At 40.8% G+C, this 18,421-nt stretch carries 13 protein-coding genes; 10 read left to right on the top strand and 3 right to left on the bottom strand.

Features of this window, described 5'->3' with window-relative positions; genetic code table 11:
* From gyrB to ABX891_RS01470, 5 genes are all read left to right on the top strand, one after another.
* A complete protein-coding gene (gene gyrB, locus ABX891_RS01490) occupies positions 1–2,427 on the top strand; it encodes a DNA topoisomerase (ATP-hydrolyzing) subunit B (RefSeq protein WP_024597183.1) in 2,427 nt (808 codons plus the stop codon).
* A 125-nt stretch (positions 2,428–2,552) separates the two neighbouring features.
* The gene (locus ABX891_RS01485; RefSeq protein WP_502936038.1) at positions 2,553–3,881 is read left to right on the top strand and encodes an IS4 family transposase; all 1,329 of its coding nucleotides are present in this window, start codon (positions 2,553–2,555) and stop codon (positions 3,879–3,881) included.
* A gap of 125 nt (positions 3,882–4,006) precedes the next feature.
* Positions 4,007–4,909, top strand: coding sequence for a glycine--tRNA ligase subunit alpha (glyQ, locus tag ABX891_RS01480; RefSeq protein WP_004335201.1), 903 nt, complete (start codon positions 4,007–4,009; stop codon positions 4,907–4,909).
* A gap of 1 nt (position 4,910) precedes the next feature.
* Positions 4,911–6,980: a glycine--tRNA ligase subunit beta gene (gene glyS / locus ABX891_RS01475; RefSeq protein WP_354628765.1), complete on the top strand. Its 2,070-nt coding sequence runs from the start codon at positions 4,911–4,913 to the stop codon at positions 6,978–6,980.
* Positions 6,981–7,054: 74 nt separating this feature from the next.
* Positions 7,055–7,504: an early set domain-containing protein gene (locus tag ABX891_RS01470; protein WP_138489861.1), complete on the top strand. Its 450-nt coding sequence runs from the start codon at positions 7,055–7,057 to the stop codon at positions 7,502–7,504.
* 197 nt (positions 7,505–7,701) lie between these two features.
* Here the strand turns inward: ABX891_RS01470 and tusA are convergent, their stop codons facing one another.
* The 3 genes from tusA to fadB form a co-directional block, all read right to left on the bottom strand.
* Positions 7,702–7,941, bottom strand: coding sequence for a sulfurtransferase TusA (gene tusA, locus ABX891_RS01465; RefSeq protein ID WP_354628764.1), 240 nt, complete (start codon positions 7,939–7,941; stop codon positions 7,702–7,704).
* Between the two features lie 313 nt (positions 7,942–8,254).
* Positions 8,255–9,424: an acetyl-CoA C-acyltransferase FadA gene (gene fadA / locus ABX891_RS01460; protein WP_354628763.1), complete on the bottom strand. Its 1,170-nt coding sequence runs from the start codon at positions 9,422–9,424 to the stop codon at positions 8,255–8,257.
* 4 nt (positions 9,425–9,428) lie between these two features.
* Complete coding sequence (fadB, locus tag ABX891_RS01455) at positions 9,429–11,588, bottom strand: fatty acid oxidation complex subunit alpha FadB (protein WP_138489862.1); 2,160 nt, start codon at positions 11,586–11,588, stop codon at positions 9,429–9,431.
* Positions 11,589–11,780: 192 nt separating this feature from the next.
* Here fadB and ABX891_RS01450 point away from each other — a divergent pair, with 192 nt between their 5' ends.
* The 5 genes from ABX891_RS01450 (at position 11,781) to ABX891_RS01430 (ending at position 18,256) form a co-directional block, all read left to right on the top strand.
* Complete coding sequence (locus ABX891_RS01450) at positions 11,781–13,667, top strand: transglycosylase SLT domain-containing protein (protein ID WP_354628762.1); 1,887 nt, start codon at positions 11,781–11,783, stop codon at positions 13,665–13,667.
* Positions 13,668–13,977: 310 nt separating this feature from the next.
* Positions 13,978–15,300, top strand: coding sequence for a Xaa-Pro dipeptidase (pepQ, locus tag ABX891_RS01445; RefSeq protein WP_024597188.1), 1,323 nt, complete (start codon positions 13,978–13,980; stop codon positions 15,298–15,300).
* An 86-nt stretch (positions 15,301–15,386) separates the two neighbouring features.
* Positions 15,387–16,001, top strand: a complete 615-nt coding sequence (locus ABX891_RS01440; RefSeq protein ID WP_004335181.1) for a YigZ family protein — start codon at positions 15,387–15,389, stop codon at positions 15,999–16,001.
* A 96-nt stretch (positions 16,002–16,097) separates the two neighbouring features.
* Positions 16,098–17,549: a TrkH family potassium uptake protein gene (locus tag ABX891_RS01435; RefSeq protein WP_004335179.1), complete on the top strand. Its 1,452-nt coding sequence runs from the start codon at positions 16,098–16,100 to the stop codon at positions 17,547–17,549.
* 44 nt (positions 17,550–17,593) lie between these two features.
* Positions 17,594–18,256 carry a PilZ domain-containing protein gene (locus tag ABX891_RS01430; protein WP_309167889.1) on the top strand — a complete coding sequence of 221 codons (663 nt, stop codon included), beginning with the start codon at positions 17,594–17,596 and terminating at the stop codon, positions 18,254–18,256.
* Positions 18,257–18,421: the final 165 nt, after the last annotated feature.

Below are 18,421 nucleotides of genomic sequence, written 5' to 3'. Positions count from 1 at the left end.
ATGTCTGAGAATTATGACTCGTCGAGTATTAAAGTACTTAAAGGATTAGACGCAGTAAGAAAGCGTCCTGGAATGTATATTGGGGACACCGATGATGGCACAGGCTTACACCACATGGTGTTTGAGGTCGTTGATAACTCGATCGATGAAGCCTTAGCAGGTCATTGTGATGATATTTATGTAACGATTCACTTAGACGGTTCTGTCTCAGTTCGAGATAACGGTCGTGGTATCCCAACTTCTATCCATGAAGAAGAAGGCGTATCTGCAGCCGAAGTTATTATGACGGTACTTCATGCCGGTGGTAAGTTTGATGATAACTCTTATAAAGTATCGGGTGGCTTACATGGTGTTGGTGTTTCTGTTGTAAATGCACTTTCAGAAAAACTAAAACTGACTGTTCGTCGTGAAGGTAAGCTTCATGAGCAGTTTTATACTATGGGTGTTCCAGATGCACCTTTAGCTGTAATTGGTGACTCAGAAACAACTGGTACAGAATTACGTTTTTGGCCAAGCGCTGAAACATTCACAAATTTAGATTTTCATTACGACATTTTAGCTAAGCGTTTACGCGAGCTTTCATTCCTAAACTCAGGTGTGAGCATCATCTTAAATGATGAGCGTGAAGAAAATAAATCTGACCACTTTAAATATGAAGGCGGTATTCAAGCTTTCGTAGAATACTTAAACCGTAATAAAACACCTATACATAAAGGTGTGTTCCATTTTACTCACGAACGTGAAGAAGATGGTATTAGTGTTGAAGTATCAATGCAGTGGAATGATGCATACCAAGAAAACATTTACTGTTTCACAAATAATATTCCACAACGTGATGGTGGTACTCACTTAGCCGGTTTTAGATCAGCGCTAACACGTACACTTAATAACTACATGGAAAAAGAAGGCTTTAACAAAAAAGCTAAAACAACCAGCAATGCTACCGGTGATGATGCCCGTGAAGGCTTAACGGCTGTTGTTAGTGTTAAAGTTCCTGATCCTAAGTTCTCATCGCAAACTAAAGACAAGCTAGTATCAAGTGAAGTTAAATCTGCGGTTGAGCAAGCAATGGCTGAAAAATTCACTGAGTTTTTATTAGAAAATCCAACTGATGCCAAAATTGTTGTAGGTAAGATTATTGATGCCTCACGTGCACGTGAAGCGGCGCGTAAAGCCCGTGAAATGACACGACGTAAAGGTGCAATGGACTTAGCAGGCTTACCAGGTAAGCTAGCTGATTGCCAAGAAAAAGACCCAGCACAATCTGAACTATATATAGTGGAAGGGGACTCTGCTGGCGGATCAGCCAAGCAGGGACGTAACCGTAAAAACCAAGCTATTCTTCCGCTTAAAGGTAAAATATTAAACGTAGAAAAAGCACGTTTTGATAAAATGTTATCTTCGCAAGAAGTAGCAACACTAATTACTGCATTAGGGTGTGGTATTGGTCGTGACGAATATAACCCTGAGAAATTACGTTATCACCGTATCATCATCATGACCGATGCGGACGTGGATGGTTCTCACATTCGTACGTTACTACTAACATTCTTCTATCGTCAAATGCCTGAAATTGTAGAACGCGGTTATATTTATATTGCTCAACCACCACTTTATAAAGTGAAAAAAGGTAAGCAAGAGCGTTATATTAAAGATGATCCTGCATTAGTAGAATACTTAACGTCGCTTGCACTTAATAATGCTGCTTTATATCCAAGTGCAGATGCTTCTGCGCTAGAAGGTGAAGCGCTTGAGAAAGTCGTTCACGATTACCAAAATACAGTTAAAGTTATTGAGCGTTTAAAGCGTAAATATCCTAACACGGTAATGGAGCGCTTAATCTACCAAACAGAGTTGAAAACTGATGACCTTTCTGACGAAGCTAAAGTAATTGCTTGGACAAAAGAGTTAGTTGATGACCTGATTGCACGTGATGAAGATGCAACTATTTTCCATGCAGGCACAGAGTTTGACGCTGAGCGTAATATGTATTACCCGGTTGTGAATATTCGTCAGCACGGTGTTGATAAAGCACATGTACTTCATTATGACTTTATTGCATCACGTGACTACCAACGCATTGCTGTGACTGGTACTAACATTGCAAACATCCTAAAAGAAGGTGCTTATATTCAACGTGGTGAGAAAACAAAACCTGTTGATAACTTTGTGGATGCTTTGGAATGGTTGATCACAGAATCTAAGCGCGGGATCTACATTCAACGCTATAAAGGACTGGGTGAAATGAACCCAAGCCAGCTTTGGGAAACAACAATGGATCCTAGTGCTCGTCGTATGTTACAAGTAACGATTGAAGATGCTGTTGGCGCGGATCAATTATTTGCCACCTTAATGGGTGATCAAGTAGAGCCTCGTAGAGAGTTTATCGAAACTAACGCTCTACGCGTAGTTAATCTAGACGTGTAAAAATATTACTTACACCGAAAAAGGAGCCTTATGGCTAATGCCGATCAGTTAAGAAAATGACCGGTTGACCGATCCAAACGATCATGCAAAATCCGTAGTTAGGAAACTAACTACGGATTTTTTTTGTGAATATAGAACAAGCACTGCAAGCAACACTTGAAGAAAGCAGCCGATACCATACCTTTGAAAAATTATCAGAAATTATTGACCCTGAAATCATTGAACAAGGCTTTCAACAAGCTGGGATTGCAACCGTTCGTAAGCGAAGGTTACCGCTTGAGGGCGTTTTGTGGTCAGTTATTGGCATGGCATTGTTTCGAAAAGAATCGGTTTGGAATATCGCTAATAAGCTAGATATCATGTTACCAGGCAAGAACCCACTCGTTGCTCCAAGTGCGATGGTACAGGCGAGACAAAGGTTAGGTGATGATTCCGTTAAACACGTTTTCAATAAATCTGCTCAATCAATGTATAAGCAACAGTCATTCGAAACATGGAATGGTTTGAACCTATTAGCTGTTGACGGTGTTGTGTGGCGAACAGCCGACACGCCTGATAATCGTAAAGCCTTCTCTTCAGGTAGCAACCAATACGGTGATACAGCCTTTCCTCAAATACGCAGGGTCTGTCATATGGAATTGACCAGCCATCAACTGCTCAGTAGCGAGTTTGATAACTATAAAACCAACGAGATGAAATTAGCTGAGCGTTTAATTGAACGTACACCAGATAATTCACTGACTATGTTTGATAAAGGATATTATTCTTTAAGCCTGTTAAATCGTTGGCACCAAACTGGGAAGATGAGGCACTGGCTGATACCAGCAAGGCCCGACTTACAGTATGAAATCATCTCCAGCGCGGGTAAAAATGACCATATCATTGAATTGAAAACCACAAAGCATGCACAAAAAAACTTTCCCGATGTTCCTGAAACGATTAAAGCGAGATTAATCAGTAAAACAATAAAGGGCAAAAGCTACCGTATATTAACCTCGATGACGGATAGATTGCGTTATCCAGGTAATGAAATTGTTGAATTATATTGTCATCGTTGGGAGATAGAACTTGGGTTTAGAGAAATCAAACAAACCATGCTTGATAGCGCATACCATTTAAGAAGTAAGCGTCCAGACATGGTGCGTCAGGAGCTATGGGGCGTGTTACTGGCCTATAATTTAATACGAAGAATAATGACGATGGCAGCGACAGTCACAGGGATATGGCCTAACCAGCTTAGTTTCTCTAGCAGTTCGATGGCTGTCATTCAGTATTTCTCGTCAGTATCTATAATGAGCCCAGGGAACATTCCAATACACTGGCAGCACTTACTCGATACACTGGTCTTATTTAAGCTTCCAGCTAGACGAGAGGATAGAAGATATCCCCGATGGGTTAAGCCAAAACCATCTAAGTATCCCCATAAAAAGAAAGATGCCAGTCAGCTTAACTGACTGGCATTAAGCCTAATGGCTCCTTTTTTATTTTTTCAATTACACAAACTGCTTAAAACCTGAGTGTACACACGGTATACTAAGGGTAATTTTCACGCTACTTCTTAGATAGTAAAAAGCCAAATATGCAAAAATATGACGTAAAAACCTTTCAAGGTTTGATCCTGGCTTTACAGGATTATTGGGCGCAGCAAGGCTGTGTCATTATTCAACCACTTGATATGGAAGTGGGCGCCGGGACATTTCACCCGCAAACATTTTTAAAGTCTATTGGTCCAGAGCCAATGTCGAGCGCGTACGTTCAGCCGTGTCGTCGTCCTACGGATGGCCGCTATGGTGAAAACCCAAATCGCCTACAACATTACTACCAATTCCAAGTAGTTTTAAAGCCATCGCCAGATAACATCCAAGAGCTTTACTTAGGCTCATTAGCGGCAATGGGTATTGATACCCTTACCCATGAAGTTCGCTTTGTAGAAGATAACTGGGAATCACCTACGCTAGGCGCATGGGGCTTGGGATGGGAAATTTGGTTAAACGGCATGGAAGTAACGCAGTTTACCTACTTTCAACAAGTGGGTGGCTTAGAGTGCTCACCAGTAACAGGCGAAATTACTTACGGCCTAGAGCGTTTAGCAATGTACATTCAAGGCGTAGATAGCATTTACGACCTAGTATGGGCAGACGGTCCACTAGGGCGTGTAACCTACGGCGACGTGTTCCATCAAAATGAAGTAGAGCAATCTACTTATAATTTTGAACATGCAAACGTAGAAGACTTATTTGCACAGTTTGATAAGTGTGAAGCAGAAAGCCAAAAGTTAATTGAAGCTAACTTACCACTACCTGCATACGAGCAAGTAATGAAAGCATCGCACGCATTTAACTTACTAGACGCACGCCACGCAATTTCGGTAACCGAACGTCAGCGTTATATTTTACGCGTTCGTGCGTTATCAAAAGCGTGTGCACAAAGTTACTATGACAAACGTGAAGCGCTTGGTTTCCCGCTGTGTAAGGATAAGTAAAATGTCAGCACAAAATTTATTAGTAGAAATTGGCACAGAAGAGTTACCACCAAAAGCATTGCGTAAATTAGCAGAAGCCTTTGCTGCAAACTTAACTCAAGAGCTAGAAACATTAGAATTAGCACACCAAGGCGTAAGCTGGTATGCATCGCCTCGTCGTTTGGGTTTACAAGTAAAAGCGCTTGAAGCTAAGCAACAAGACAAAGAAGTTGAAAAGCGTGGCCCAGCAACAAAGGCAGCGTTTGACAGTGAAGGTAACCCAACAAAAGCAGCAATGGGTTGGGCACGTGGTTGTGGTATTGAAGTAAAAGACGCACAAACACTTGAAACCAATAAAGGCGCTTGGTTATTGCACATTGCTAAAGTAGCAGGGCAAGAAACTAAAACCCTAATGACAGATGCAATCACAAAAGCATTAAGTAAATTACCAATCCCTAAACCAATGCGTTGGGGCGCGAATAAAACACAATTTATTCGCCCTGTGCATACAGTAACTATTTTATTTGGTGATGAGCTACTAGAAGGCGAAATTCTTGGTAAGCAAATAGCTAACCAGCTTCAGGGTCATCGTTTTCATCACCCAGAAAAAATTAGCATTAACCATGCTGATGATGTGTTTGACGTACTTAAATCTGCTTACGTTATTGCTGATTACGAGCAACGTAAAGCGCAAATTCGAGCACAAATAGAAGAGGCTGCAAGCGCAGTTAACGCTGTTGTTGCAATGGATGAAGATTTACTAGAAGAAGTAACATCACTTGTAGAGTGGCCAGTTACTTTAACGGCAACATTTGAAGAAGCATTTTTAGATGTACCAGCCGAAGCGTTAATTTACACCATGAAAGACGATCAAAAATATTTCCCGTTATTAGATCAAAACGGCAAACTTTTAAATAAGTTTTTGTTTGTATCTAACATCGAAAGTAAAGATCCAAGTGTGGTTATTTCTGGTAACGAAAAAGTAGTGCGTCCGCGTTTAGCCGATGCACAGTTCTTCTTTGAAACCGATAAAAAGAAAACATTAGAAAGCCGACTTGAGTCGCTAGACAGCGTATTGTTTCAAAAGCAACTTGGTACGCTTAAAGACAAGTCACAGCGTATTAGTGAACTAGCTGGTTACATTGCAGAGCAACTTGGTGCCGACAAAGAGCTAGCAGCGCGTGCAGGCTTATTAAGTAAAACAGACTTAATGACCGAAATGGTAATGGAATTTACCGACGTACAAGGTGTAATGGGAATGCATTACGCTCGTCACGATGGTGAAGCAGAAGAAGTCGCAGTGGCACAGAACGAGCAATATATGCCACGTTTTGCAGGTGATAACTTACCAACGAGTTTGATCAGCTGTGCAGTGGCTATTGCAGATAAGTTTGACACGCTGGTGGGTATTTTTGGTATAGGCCAAGCACCAAAAGGTGATAAAGACCCATTTGCACTTCGTCGTGCGGCCATTGGTGCATTACGTATCATGGTAGAAAAGCAGCTACCACTTGATATTTTAGACCTGGTTGCTAAATCACAAACCTTGTTTGGTGAAAAGCTGACTAACCTAAATGTATCAACCGATGTATTCGAATTTATGCTAGGGCGTTTCCGTGCTTGGTATCAAGATGAAGGCATTGAGGTAGATGTAATTCAAGCGGTACTTGCGCGCCGTCCAACGAAGCCTGTTGATTTTGACCGTCGAGTTAAAGCCGTGAGCCATTTCCGTACGTTAGACGCCGCAGAAGCGCTTGCAGCAGCTAATAAGCGTGTAGGTAACATTCTGGCTAAAAACGATATTACCAGCCAAGGTAGTGTTGATGAGAGCTTATTAAGCGACGACGCCGAAAAAGTATTGGCATCACAAGTAGCAAAATTTGCCACTGACCTTGCACCACTTTACGCAGATGGAAACTACCAAGAAGCATTAAGCCAATTGGCGGGTATTCGTGAAAGTGTTGATAACTTTTTTGACAACGTAATGGTTATGGCCGACGATGAAGCTGTTAAGCAAAATCGTCTTGCGCTATTAAGCCAGTTAAGCGGATTGTTTTTAGGTATTGCAGATATTTCTGTTTTACAAAAATAACACCGATTAGCAATTTTAAAAGCCAGCGTTTTGCTGGCTTTTTAGTTTTCACTGTATGCAAAGGATACCCATTGATGATTTCTATGAAACGAATTTTAACCTTAGCAATTGCTGGTTTACTTACTGCCTGTACAAGCCAAATTTCGATTAACGATGTATTGCCACAGCAAGAGCTTGACCGCACAATTTACTTACGTGGCGACTTTACACTGTGGGATGCAGAACCCCAGTATCAGTTTGCGCCAGTTGGCCCTGCGCTTTATCAAACACAAGTTAAATTTAGTACGCCAGGTAAAGTGTACGAATTTAAAATAGCCGATGCCGATTTTAGTGAAGGCTACAACTGTGGCTACAGCGACGCACAACCAGCAGGGCAAAAACTAACACTCGGCCAGCCAGCTATCGCAGACTGTAATACTATTTATAACTACTTTAGTTTCACACCAGCAATAAAAGGTACGTACATAGTAAGTATTGATTACAGTGACTACGATAAGCCACAAGTGACGATAACGAAGAAGTGATTTTTAGCTATTTAATAGCCCTAGTGGGTTGATGGACTTGTGACAAGGACGTTGTAGGATTTATTCAGCATTAACACCAAGGGGGTTTCGTAGTTTGGGTAGAGTGAAGCGAAACCCAACATGTGTGGCGAACAAAACGATTTTGGTGGTTATTAAATACGTTGGGTTTCGTAAAACTCAACCCAACCTACGTGAGTTTAAAGCCCTTTCTTCACCAGATATCTATACGGTGCTGCTTCTGCATCTTTAGCCACCAGCGTGTGATCCATAAACGTACAAAAGCTCGGAATGTCGCGAGTGGTTGATGGGTCATCAGCAGTTATTAATAACGTTTCACCATCGTTCATTTTACGAATAGCAGCACGTACCATCATTACTGGCTCTGGGCAGCGAAGGCCTATGGCATCTAATTGGTGATCGGGATTATCAAAGCTCATAATAAATTGGCCTGTTTAATTAAAGTGTTTGCTGTGTACGCGAGTGCTTAGGTATAGCAATTAATAAGTTTGGCAGTTTAACGCAATTTTAAGCGTAATTTAACTATTTTACTTATCTTAATATGCCCATTTCATTTGAAACATTATTGCTGCAAAACACGTTATTTAATAATACGCCCGATCACATAATTACGCTGTTACATGCTTGTTTGATAAAGGGACGTTTTTATAAATGAAGCTAATAAAAAAGGCGAACTGAATAAAATCAGTTCGCCTTTTTAATCACCAAGATGGTTTTACATGTTTAAACTAATTAGTCTTGAACACGTTCAAATACAGTTGCAATGCCTTGGCCTAAACCAATACACATAGTTGCTAAACCGTATCGTACATTTTTGTCTTCCATTAAGTGAATAAGCGATGTGCTAATACGCGAACCCGAACAACCCAGTGGGTGACCAAGTGCGATTGCGCCGCCATTTAAATTCACTTTTTCGTCAACAACATCCATTAACCCTAAATCTTTCATTACAGGTAATGATTGTGCTGCAAAGGCTTCGTTAAGTTCTACTACGCCTATGTCATCAATTGTAATACCGGCTTGAGCAAGTGCTTTTTTACTTGCTGGTACTGGGCCGTAACCCATAATTGATGGATCGCAACCAGCGACTGCCATTGCTTTAATACGCGCACGAATTGGTAAACCAAGTTCTTTTGCTTTTTCTTCGCTCATTACTAACATTGCAGATGCGCCGTCAGAAAGTGCTGAAGACGTACCGGCTGTTACCGTACCCGATGCAGGATTAAATACAGGGCGAAGCTTTGATAGACCTTCTACTGTTGTTTCTGGGCGAATTACTTCGTCGTCTTCAACTAAGATAAGCGAACCATCTGCTGCGTGACCTTCCATTGCTAAAATTTCGCGACGAAAACGGCCCTCAACAGTTGCAGCTTGTGCACGTTGATGTGAACGGTAAGCAAATTCATCTTGTTGCTCACGGCTAATGCCATGAAGCGTTGCAAGGTATTCTGCTGTTAAGCCCATAGAGCCAGACGCTTGTGCAATTGATGTTGCTAAGCCTGGGTGAAAGTCGTTGCCGTGAGTCATAGGTACGTGACCCATGTGCTCAACACCACCAATTAGGTAAGTGTCGCCAGCGCCTGTCATTATTGCGCGTGCTGCGTCATGCAATGCTTGCATAGAAGAGCCACATAAACGGTTAACCGTAACAGCAGGAACGCTGTGCGGAATACCGGCAAGCAATGATGCGTTACGCGCTACGTTAAAGCCTTGCTCTAATGTTTGCTGTACACAACCCCAATAAATATCGTCAATTGATGCTGGATCAACTGCTGGGTTGCGATCTAGTAAGCCTTTCATTAAATGTGCGCTTAAGTCTTCTGCACGTTTATGTTTGAATACACCACTTTTAGAGCGACCCATTGGTGTGCGGATACAATCTACAATTACTGGATTATTCATGATATTAACCTTCCACCTTATAGAAAACACGACCTTCTTCGGCCCACTTGCGAGTTTGTTCAGATACTTGGTAAATCGCACCTAGGTGAGCGTATTTGTCTGCTGCTGCAACAAAGTTAGCTAAACCAGTTTGATCTAAGTAACGGAACGCGCCGCCTCTAAATGGAGGGAAACCAACACCGTAAACTAATGCCATATCTGCTTCTTGCGGCGAGGCAACAATGCCTTCTTGCAAGCACAGTAGCACTTCGTTGATCATTGGAATCATACAACGGTCGATGATTTCTTGTTTATCAAATTCTTTTGGTGCGTCTGTAATTGGGCTTAGTAGCTCAATTGCTGTCTCGTCATGAGACTTTTTAAGACGACCGCGACGATCTGTTTCGTATTTGTAAAAACCGGCTTTGTTCTTTTGACCAAAACGTTTTTCGTTGGCAAAAATAGTCACAGGGTCTTTATCAGCACGCGCCATACGCTCAGGGAAACCGTCAGCCATTACGCCAGTACAATGGAACGCTGTATCAATACCTACAACATCAAGTAGGTAAGCCGGACCCATAGGCCAACCAAATACGTTTTCCATTACTTTATCTACTTTTGCAAAGTTAGCGCCTTCAACCACTAATTTGCTAAAACCTGCAAAGTAAGGGAATAAAACACGGTTTACAAAAAAGCCTGGGCAATCGTTAACAACAATTGGCGATTTACCTAATTTAAGCGCGTAATCAACTACTGCATTAATTGTTTTATCTGAGGTTTTTGCACCACGGATAATTTCTACTAATGGCATTTTTGGCACTGGATTGAAAAAGTGCATACCACAGAAGTTTTCTGGCTTATCTAGCGCTTGTGCTAGTAAATCAATACAAATAGTCGATGTATTTGAAGTAAGTACAGTGCCTTCTGGCATGTTCTTTTCAAGATCAGCGAGTACTGCTTGCTTAACTTTAGGGTTTTCTACAACGGCTTCAACAATGATGTTGGCACTTTGTAGGTCTGACTCGTTAAGTGTTGGTTTAATTTTGCTAAGTGTTGCCAACATTTTTTCCATTGGCATGTGGCCACGCTTAACTTTTGCACCTAACAATTTAGATGCTTCACCCATACCTAAATCAAGCGCATCTTGTTGGATGTCTTTCATTATAATAGGTGTGCCTTTATAAGCAGACTGGTATGCAATACCGCCACCCATAATACCAGCACCTAATACTGCGGCTTGTTTGATTTCTACATCGCTGTGCTTAGCAAATTTACGTGCTTTACCTTTAATGTATTGGTCAGCTAGGAATATACCAGTTTGTGCTGCTGCTTCTGGTGTACGTGCTAATTTAGCAAAGTTAGCGTTTTCGATTGCCATTGCTTCATCGCGAGTACAGTTTGCCGCTGCTTTAATAGTACGTACAGCCATAACCGGTGCAGGATAGTGGCCTTTGGTTTTACCCATTACCATACCTTCTGCCATAGCAAAGCTCATGCCTTGCTCAACACGGTTTAATTTAAGTGGCTGTAGTTTTACGTTACGTTTTGCTTGCCAATCTAGCTTACCAGCAATCGCCAGTTCGAGTGTTGATACACTTGACTCTAGAAGTTTGTCAGCACTAACTACCGCGTCAAACGCACCTACTTTAAGGGCATCTGCTGCGCGGTTTTCTGCGCCTGAGGTAATCCACATCATCGCGTTATCGGCGCCAATGATACGTGGTAAGCGCACTGTGCCACCAAAGCCTGGCATTATGCCAAGTTTAACTTCTGGTAGGCCCATTTTAGCTGTTTCGCTTGCCACACGATAATCGGTAGCAAGTGCCCACTCACAACCACCGCCAAGTGCCATACCGTTTATAGCGCTTAGAGTTGGGAATGGTAAATCTTCAATTGCATCAAAAACGTCTGTTGCGTTTTTGATCCACACTACTAATTCTTCTTCAGGTTTAGTAAATGTAGGTAAAAATTCGAAGATATCGGCACCAATAATAAAGTGGTCTTTATCACTGGTAAAAATCATGCCTTTGATATCAGTATTGGCGGCTAATTCTTTTAATGCTGCTGCGCAATCTGAAAGAGTTTTTTGAGATAGTGTGTTTACAGAACCTGCAACACAAAACTTAAACTCGGCGATGTTTTCCTTTAGGAAGCTAACTTCAAAGGAATCGCTTTTATATAACATTATTATTCTCCCTAGTTGACGAACTAAGACTGGTACGATGAGTTTGCATTTCAATCAGTGTGCTTGCTTTAAATTAAAAATGCAACGAAAAATTTAACTCGGTTACAATCGACTGGTTAAAATATAGCTGGTTTGGTGCTAAGGTGGTTGAAAAGTTTTTATTCACAACTTTAATTTTTATTAAAGGACATTATGAAAAAATATTTACTAAGTGTTGCGGCAGCTGCATTCATTTTTCCTCTTCATTCTGCCGAGGCAAGTAACGATAACGATGCATTTTTAGATGCCGAAAAAAAAGTAAGGTACGGCAGTTACCAAGACTTTAAACAAGCGGTTAATAACCTAAATCATCCGTTAAAACCTTATGTTGAAAAAACGTATTGGCAACGCCATCCGAGCATTAAACATCAGACAGAAATAGAAGAATATTTAAATATATACCAGCATACGCCGCTTGAGTGGCCGGTCCGTAAAGCGTGGTTAGAGTATTTAAAAGATAACAACGAAAAGGCGGCGTATATCCGCAACTATCGTGAAACGTCTAATACGGAGCTTACTTGTACTTATTTAGATTTTCAGCTTGATTTAGGTGCTCCCGAAAAGGCAATTCTAAATCAGGTGACCGACTTATGGGCTGTAGGTAAATCGCAACCTAATGGTTGTGATAGTTTATTTTCTACGTGGCGTAAAAAAGGCTACATGAAAGAAGAAACGGTTTGGAAGCGTGTAACACTTGCTGCACAAGGCGGAACGCAAAGCTTATTACCTTACTTAAAAACTTTATTACCAAGTAAGGAGCGTTACTTAGCTGACTTATATTTAAAAGTGCGAAAAGATCCAAGCGCAGCCGCTGGATTATATAGATATAAAAACAAGTCGGCTAAAGAAGGGCAAATAGCTATTTATGGTGTTAAGCGTTTGGTTTGGCGCGATAAAGAGCTAGCTTTAAAAGCATGGGAAAAGCTAGAAAAAATATTTAAGTACAGCGATGAAGAAAAAGCGGATGTGTATTACACCTTTGCATTGTCACTTGCCTCTAGCGGGCATAAACAAGCGAGCTTTTGGCTAAATAAAGTGCCAAAAGAGCGACTAGACAGCAAGCTTATTCAATGGCAACTGGGCAATATGCTCAAAACCCAAGATTGGGAAGGGATTGCTGCATTTTTTACAGGTAAAGAAAATTTAAGTCTTGGTCAGCAATATTGGTTAGCTTATAGCTATGCACAACGTGGCGAGCAACAAAAAGCAGACGACATCTGGAAAAAAGTAGCGGCTAATCGTGATTATTACGGCTTTTTAGCCGCAGCACGTTTGGGGTTGCCCGTTGATTTAAATAATCAGCCTTTAGCAGTCGATAAGGTACTTGTAGATAAAGTGAGTAATGCACCAGGCTTTAAGCGTGCAAAAGCACTTTATGATATTGAGCGCTTTACGTCGGCACGCCGTGAATGGAATTACCTAACGGATACCTCCAGCGATGAAGAAAAGCTGGCAGCATCACAACTATCTACCGATTTAGGTTGGCACGACAGTACTATTTTTACTTTAGCAAAAATTAAAGCATGGGATAACGTAGAGCAACGTTTTCCGTTTGCGTTTCAAGATGTTTTTGAGCGCTACAGTAAACGTAGCAAGATAGATGTTGCTTGGAGTATTGCTATTGCAAGGCGCGAAAGCTCTTTTGCGCCAGATGCACGCTCGCATGCTAATGCGCGTGGTTTAATGCAGTTATTACCTAGTACTGCTGAGTATGTAAATAAAGGCAGTGTGACAAGTAGTCGTTTATATCAACCTAAAACAAATATTAGGTTGGGTACGAGTTACTTACAATACTTAAAAAAGAAAAACCATGGCAATGAAGTGCTGGCTACGGCTTCTTATAATGCGGGTTATCACCGTATAAAGCGTTGGTTACCTGATGACGCTATTCCGGCTGAGTTATGGGTAGAGCTTATTCCGTATCGCGAAACCCGCAATTACGTAAAAAATGTATTTGCGTACAGGCAGGTTTACCATACAAGAATGGGCCGAGAAGGTAATGTATTAGCGCCGCTACTCGAAATGAAAATGGGCGGTTGAATATATGATACCAATCGACCAATAACTTAACACGATAGGTATAGGTATTAATAAGGGGGATGTTTACATGTTAAATATCCCCCTTTTTTGAGCGCTTAGGGTAATACCAATTTTATTAAAAACATGATCATTCTAGCGTATTAAATAACTCACTAACTGCGTTAAAAATTATTTATATAGAACAACTATGTATCATAATTTTAGCCTTGTTATTAAGCTATTCTCTTATCGCTATAATAGATCATTAATTTAATGCAATTGGTATAAGTGATAGACTCATAGCAAGTTAAATTTAACAGATGGATTAACAATGGATAAATTAGCCGTTTTATACGCCGAACATATTGCAACACTGCAACAGCGTACTCGTACAATTTGTAATAGCGAAGGGTTAGAAGGATTAGTAATTCATTCAGGCCAAGCTAAGCGCCAGTTTTTAGATGATATGTATTATCCATTTAAAGTTAATCCACAGTTTAAAGCGTGGTTACCGGTTATTGACAATCCTCATTGCTGGATTGTGGTAAATGGCAGCGACAAGCCAAAACTAATATTTTATCGCCCGGTAGATTTTTGGCATAAAGTACCAGACGAGCCTCGCGACTTTTGGGCTGAGTACTTTGATATAGAGCTACTACTTCAGCCTGATCAAGTAGAAAAGTTATTACCATACGATAAAGCTAAATATGCTTACATGGGTGAATACATTGAAGTAGCGCAAGCTCTTGGTTTTAGTATTATGAACCCTGAGCCTGTACTTAACTATTTTCATTACCACCGCGCTTATAAAACGCAGTACGAACTTGAATGTTTACGCAACGCTAACCGCATTGCAGTAGATGGGCATAAAGCTGCACGCGATACATTCTTTAATGGTGGTAGCGAGTTTGATATTCAGCAAGCGTACTTAATGGCGACACGTCAAAGCGAAAATGAAATGCCGTACGGCAACATTGTTGCGCTTAACGAAAACTGCGCTATTTTGCACTACACGCACTTTGATCCAAAAGTGCCACACACCCACAACTCATTTTTAATTGATGCCGGTGCAAACTTTAATGGTTACGCTGCTGATATTACTCGTACGTATGATTTTAAAAAGCAGGGTGAGTTTGCTGAGCTTGTACAAGCGATGACAGTTCAACAAATCGAGTTAGGTAAAGGTTTAAAGCCGGGTATGCTTTATGGTGATTTACACGTTGAATGCCATAACCGTATCGCACAAATACTCAGTGACTTTAAAATTGTTAACCTACCCGCGGAGGAAATTGTTGAGCGTAAAATTACATCTACTTTCTTCCCGCATGGACTAGGACATCACCTAGGTTTACAAGTGCATGATATGGGCGGTTTTATGAGTGACGAAAAGGGCACACATCAACCATCGCCTGAAGGGCATCCGTTCTTGCGTTGTACTCGCCTGATCGAAAAAAACCAAGTGTTTACTATTGAGCCTGGTTTATACTTTATTGATTCACTGCTTGGTGATTTAGCGCAAACCGATAATAAGCAGTTTATTAACTGGGAAAAGGTCGAGTCATTTAAACCATTTGGCGGCATTCGTATTGAAGATAACATTATTGTTCACGAAGATAGCCTAGAGAATATGACGCGTAATTTAGAACTCGATTAATTTCTATAAAGACGAGTTAGCGAATAAACGTTAAAATATGCATATGAACGGGGCCTTTAGGCCCCATTTTTAATTGAGCTTTTAATATGTCTGAATATAAATATCCTGCTGCTGACGTTTTTCATCAAGAAGAAATAAAAAAAAGTACGTTTATAGTCCACATTGCACACACCCCCGATTTAAATTCAGCAAAAACATTTATTAAAAGCATTGAAGAAAAGTATAGCGATGCACGCCATAACTGCTGGGCACATGTGGCAGGCAACCCCGGTGGCAGCCATGTTTATGGTTTTTCGGACGATGGTGAACCAAATGGCACTGCAGGAAAGCCTATGTTAAATGTGCTGGTGGGTTCGGGCCTTGGCGAAATCACTGCCGTGGTGACACGTTATTTTGGCGGCATAAAATTAGGCACCGGCGGGCTAGTACGTGCTTATGGTGGCTCATTAAATAATGCATTAGTAAAATTGCAAACGGTGCTTAAAGTTCCCAGCGTTGAAATTACTGGGAGTAGCGAGTACAGCATGCAAGGCGCGATTGAGCAGTTATTAAAAACAAAGTATCAAGTGCTTAATATTGATAAGCAATTTACTGCTAATATTGAGTGGGTGATTACAATCGATAGCCGCGAAGCTCAGCAAGCAATCAAAGATATTTTTGATTTAAGTCACGGCGCAGTTGAGTTAACTATTAAAGAGTAATAACCTACACAAATTGCATATAATGCATACTGACCCTATTTAATTTGGTTGATACTACTCAGCCTGAATTTACTAATAATAAAAGCGACAAGCTAAATGCAATTTCGTACCATCATAAAAATTCTTGGCCAACTTGTTGCGCTGTTTAGTATTACCATGGTGCCTCCGGCACTGGTGTCTTTAATATACAAAGACGGTGGTGGTGTTCCCTTTGTTTTAGCATTTATTTTTAGTGTTGTTATTGGCATGATGGCTTATTACCCAAACCGCCATGAAAACGGTGATTTAAAAGCACGTGAAGGCTTTTTAATTGTTGTTTTGTTTTGGCTGGTACTTGGGGCGTTTGCGTCCTTGCCGCTTATCTTTTTACAAGAACCTAATTTATCGCTCGCCGATGCGGTATTTGAAGCATTTTCTGGCTTAACAACCACCGGCGCTACAGTACTTACCGGTATTGAGTATTTACCCAAGTCGGTATTGTTTTATCGCCAGCAACTCCAGTGGTTTGGCGGTATGGGTATAATCGTACTCGCTGTTGCTATACTCCCAATGCTAGGTGTTGGTGGTATGCAGTTGTACCGCGCTGAAATACCTGGGCCTGTAAAAGATTCTAAAATGACCCCGCGAATTGCCGATACTGCAAAGCACCTTTGGTATATTTATGTGTCGTTGACTATTACTTGTATGCTGGCTTATTGGGCTGCAGGGATGGAGTGGTTTGATGCGATATGTCATGCATTCTCAACGGTCGCTATTGGTGGTTTTTCTACTTACGATGCTTCCATGGGTCACTTTGACAGCCCTGTAATTAACTTTATTTGTGTGTTCTTTTTAATTATTGCCGCTGTTAACTTCTCCCTGCATTACGCCGCAGTGGCCAGTCGTAATATACAAGTTTATATCAGAGACCCAGAGTTTAAGGTGTTTTTGTGTATTCAATTAGCCCTGGTGGTTATTTGTTTTACTGTACTTTCCTCTAACGAAATATTTGCTAATGGCGATGAAACCCTCGATCAGGCGTTATTTCAAGCTGTTTCAATGAGTACAACAGCAGGCTTTGCTACGGATAACTTTTCAACATGGCCATTGTTTTTACCTATTTTACTTATATTTTCGAGCTTTATTGGTGGCTGTGCAGGCTCTACCGGTGGTGGCATGAAAGTAGTGCGCGTGTTCTTACTTTATTTACAGGGTGTGCGTGAGCTTAATCGTTTGGTGCACCCACGGGCTATATATTCAATCAAGCTGGGTCGTAAGGCGTTGCCAGATAAAGTAGTAGAAGCTGTGTGGGGTTTTTTCTCTGCTTATGCGCTGGTATTTATTATTATTATGTTAGCGCTTATGGGCACGGGTATGGATAACATAACTGCGTTCTCAGCCACTGCTGCTTGTTTAAATAACTTAGGCCCAGGTTTAGGAGATGTAGCATCGCATTATGGTGCTATAACCGATGGGGCTAAATGGTTACTGACCATTGCAATGGTGTTTGGTCGCCTAGAAATATTTACCTTATTAGTGCTATTTACGCCTACATTTTGGCGTGGTTAAACGAGTCGTTTAAATTTTAATATACAAGTTAGTGGGAAAGGGATATGCCAACTTCAAATCTAGACAAATTACATCAACTAACTACAAGTGGTTTGGTCGATTTAGAAATATTAACCCCAACCGACAGTAAACGTGTAAAAACCGAGTTTGTTGGTTTGCTTGAAAATAAATTTATTATTTTAAATTACCCAAACTCTAGACGTTTACCTGCTAGTAGTGACTATTTACGTGATGGTGTAATGGTTGTTGTTAGAGCATTAATTGAAGGTAGTGGCGGGCAAGTTATAGCGTTTCGCCAACAAATAATGTCGGTTGCGTCTCACCCGGCTAAGCTTATATTTATTAACTATCCTAAGCAGGTGCAGTTATTTGCACTGCGCTCGCAAACGCGTATACCTACCTTATTACCTGCAAAGCTAAAGCTAAGTGACGACAGAATACTTGAAGGCCTCATTAAAGACATTTCGCTAACAGGAGTAATGTTTGATATTAGAGGTGATCAGCAAGATGAAAATATTAAAGATATGCAATGCACAGTAATACTCAATAGCAGCGATAAAAGTTTTGAAGGCGAAATTTGCAGTGCTAAGGAACATGTCGCAGGCGTGCACTGCGGAATTAAGCTACTAGCAAGCGAGGATGAAATGAAAACCTTTATGAAAGAGCATTTTATAGACCCATCTGCGCTTGAGCCCACCGTTGAATAAATCGTTTTTCGCTTATTTGCAACAAAATGGCGTTTTACGTGAGTATTTATAAAGTATTTTTTGTTTTTATATAATTAAATATATTATTTAAATAAAACAGTGCATTACGTATTATTTTTTGTGTTATTAAATCTACCTCGTTAAAATTTATCTGAATTATTCTAT

The sequence above is a fragment of the Pseudoalteromonas sp. NCIMB 1079 genome, assembly GCF_040567695.1.
Lineage (GTDB): Bacteria > Pseudomonadota > Gammaproteobacteria > Enterobacterales > Alteromonadaceae > Pseudoalteromonas > Pseudoalteromonas distincta.
This window is presented reverse-complemented; position numbering and strand designations above follow the sequence as displayed.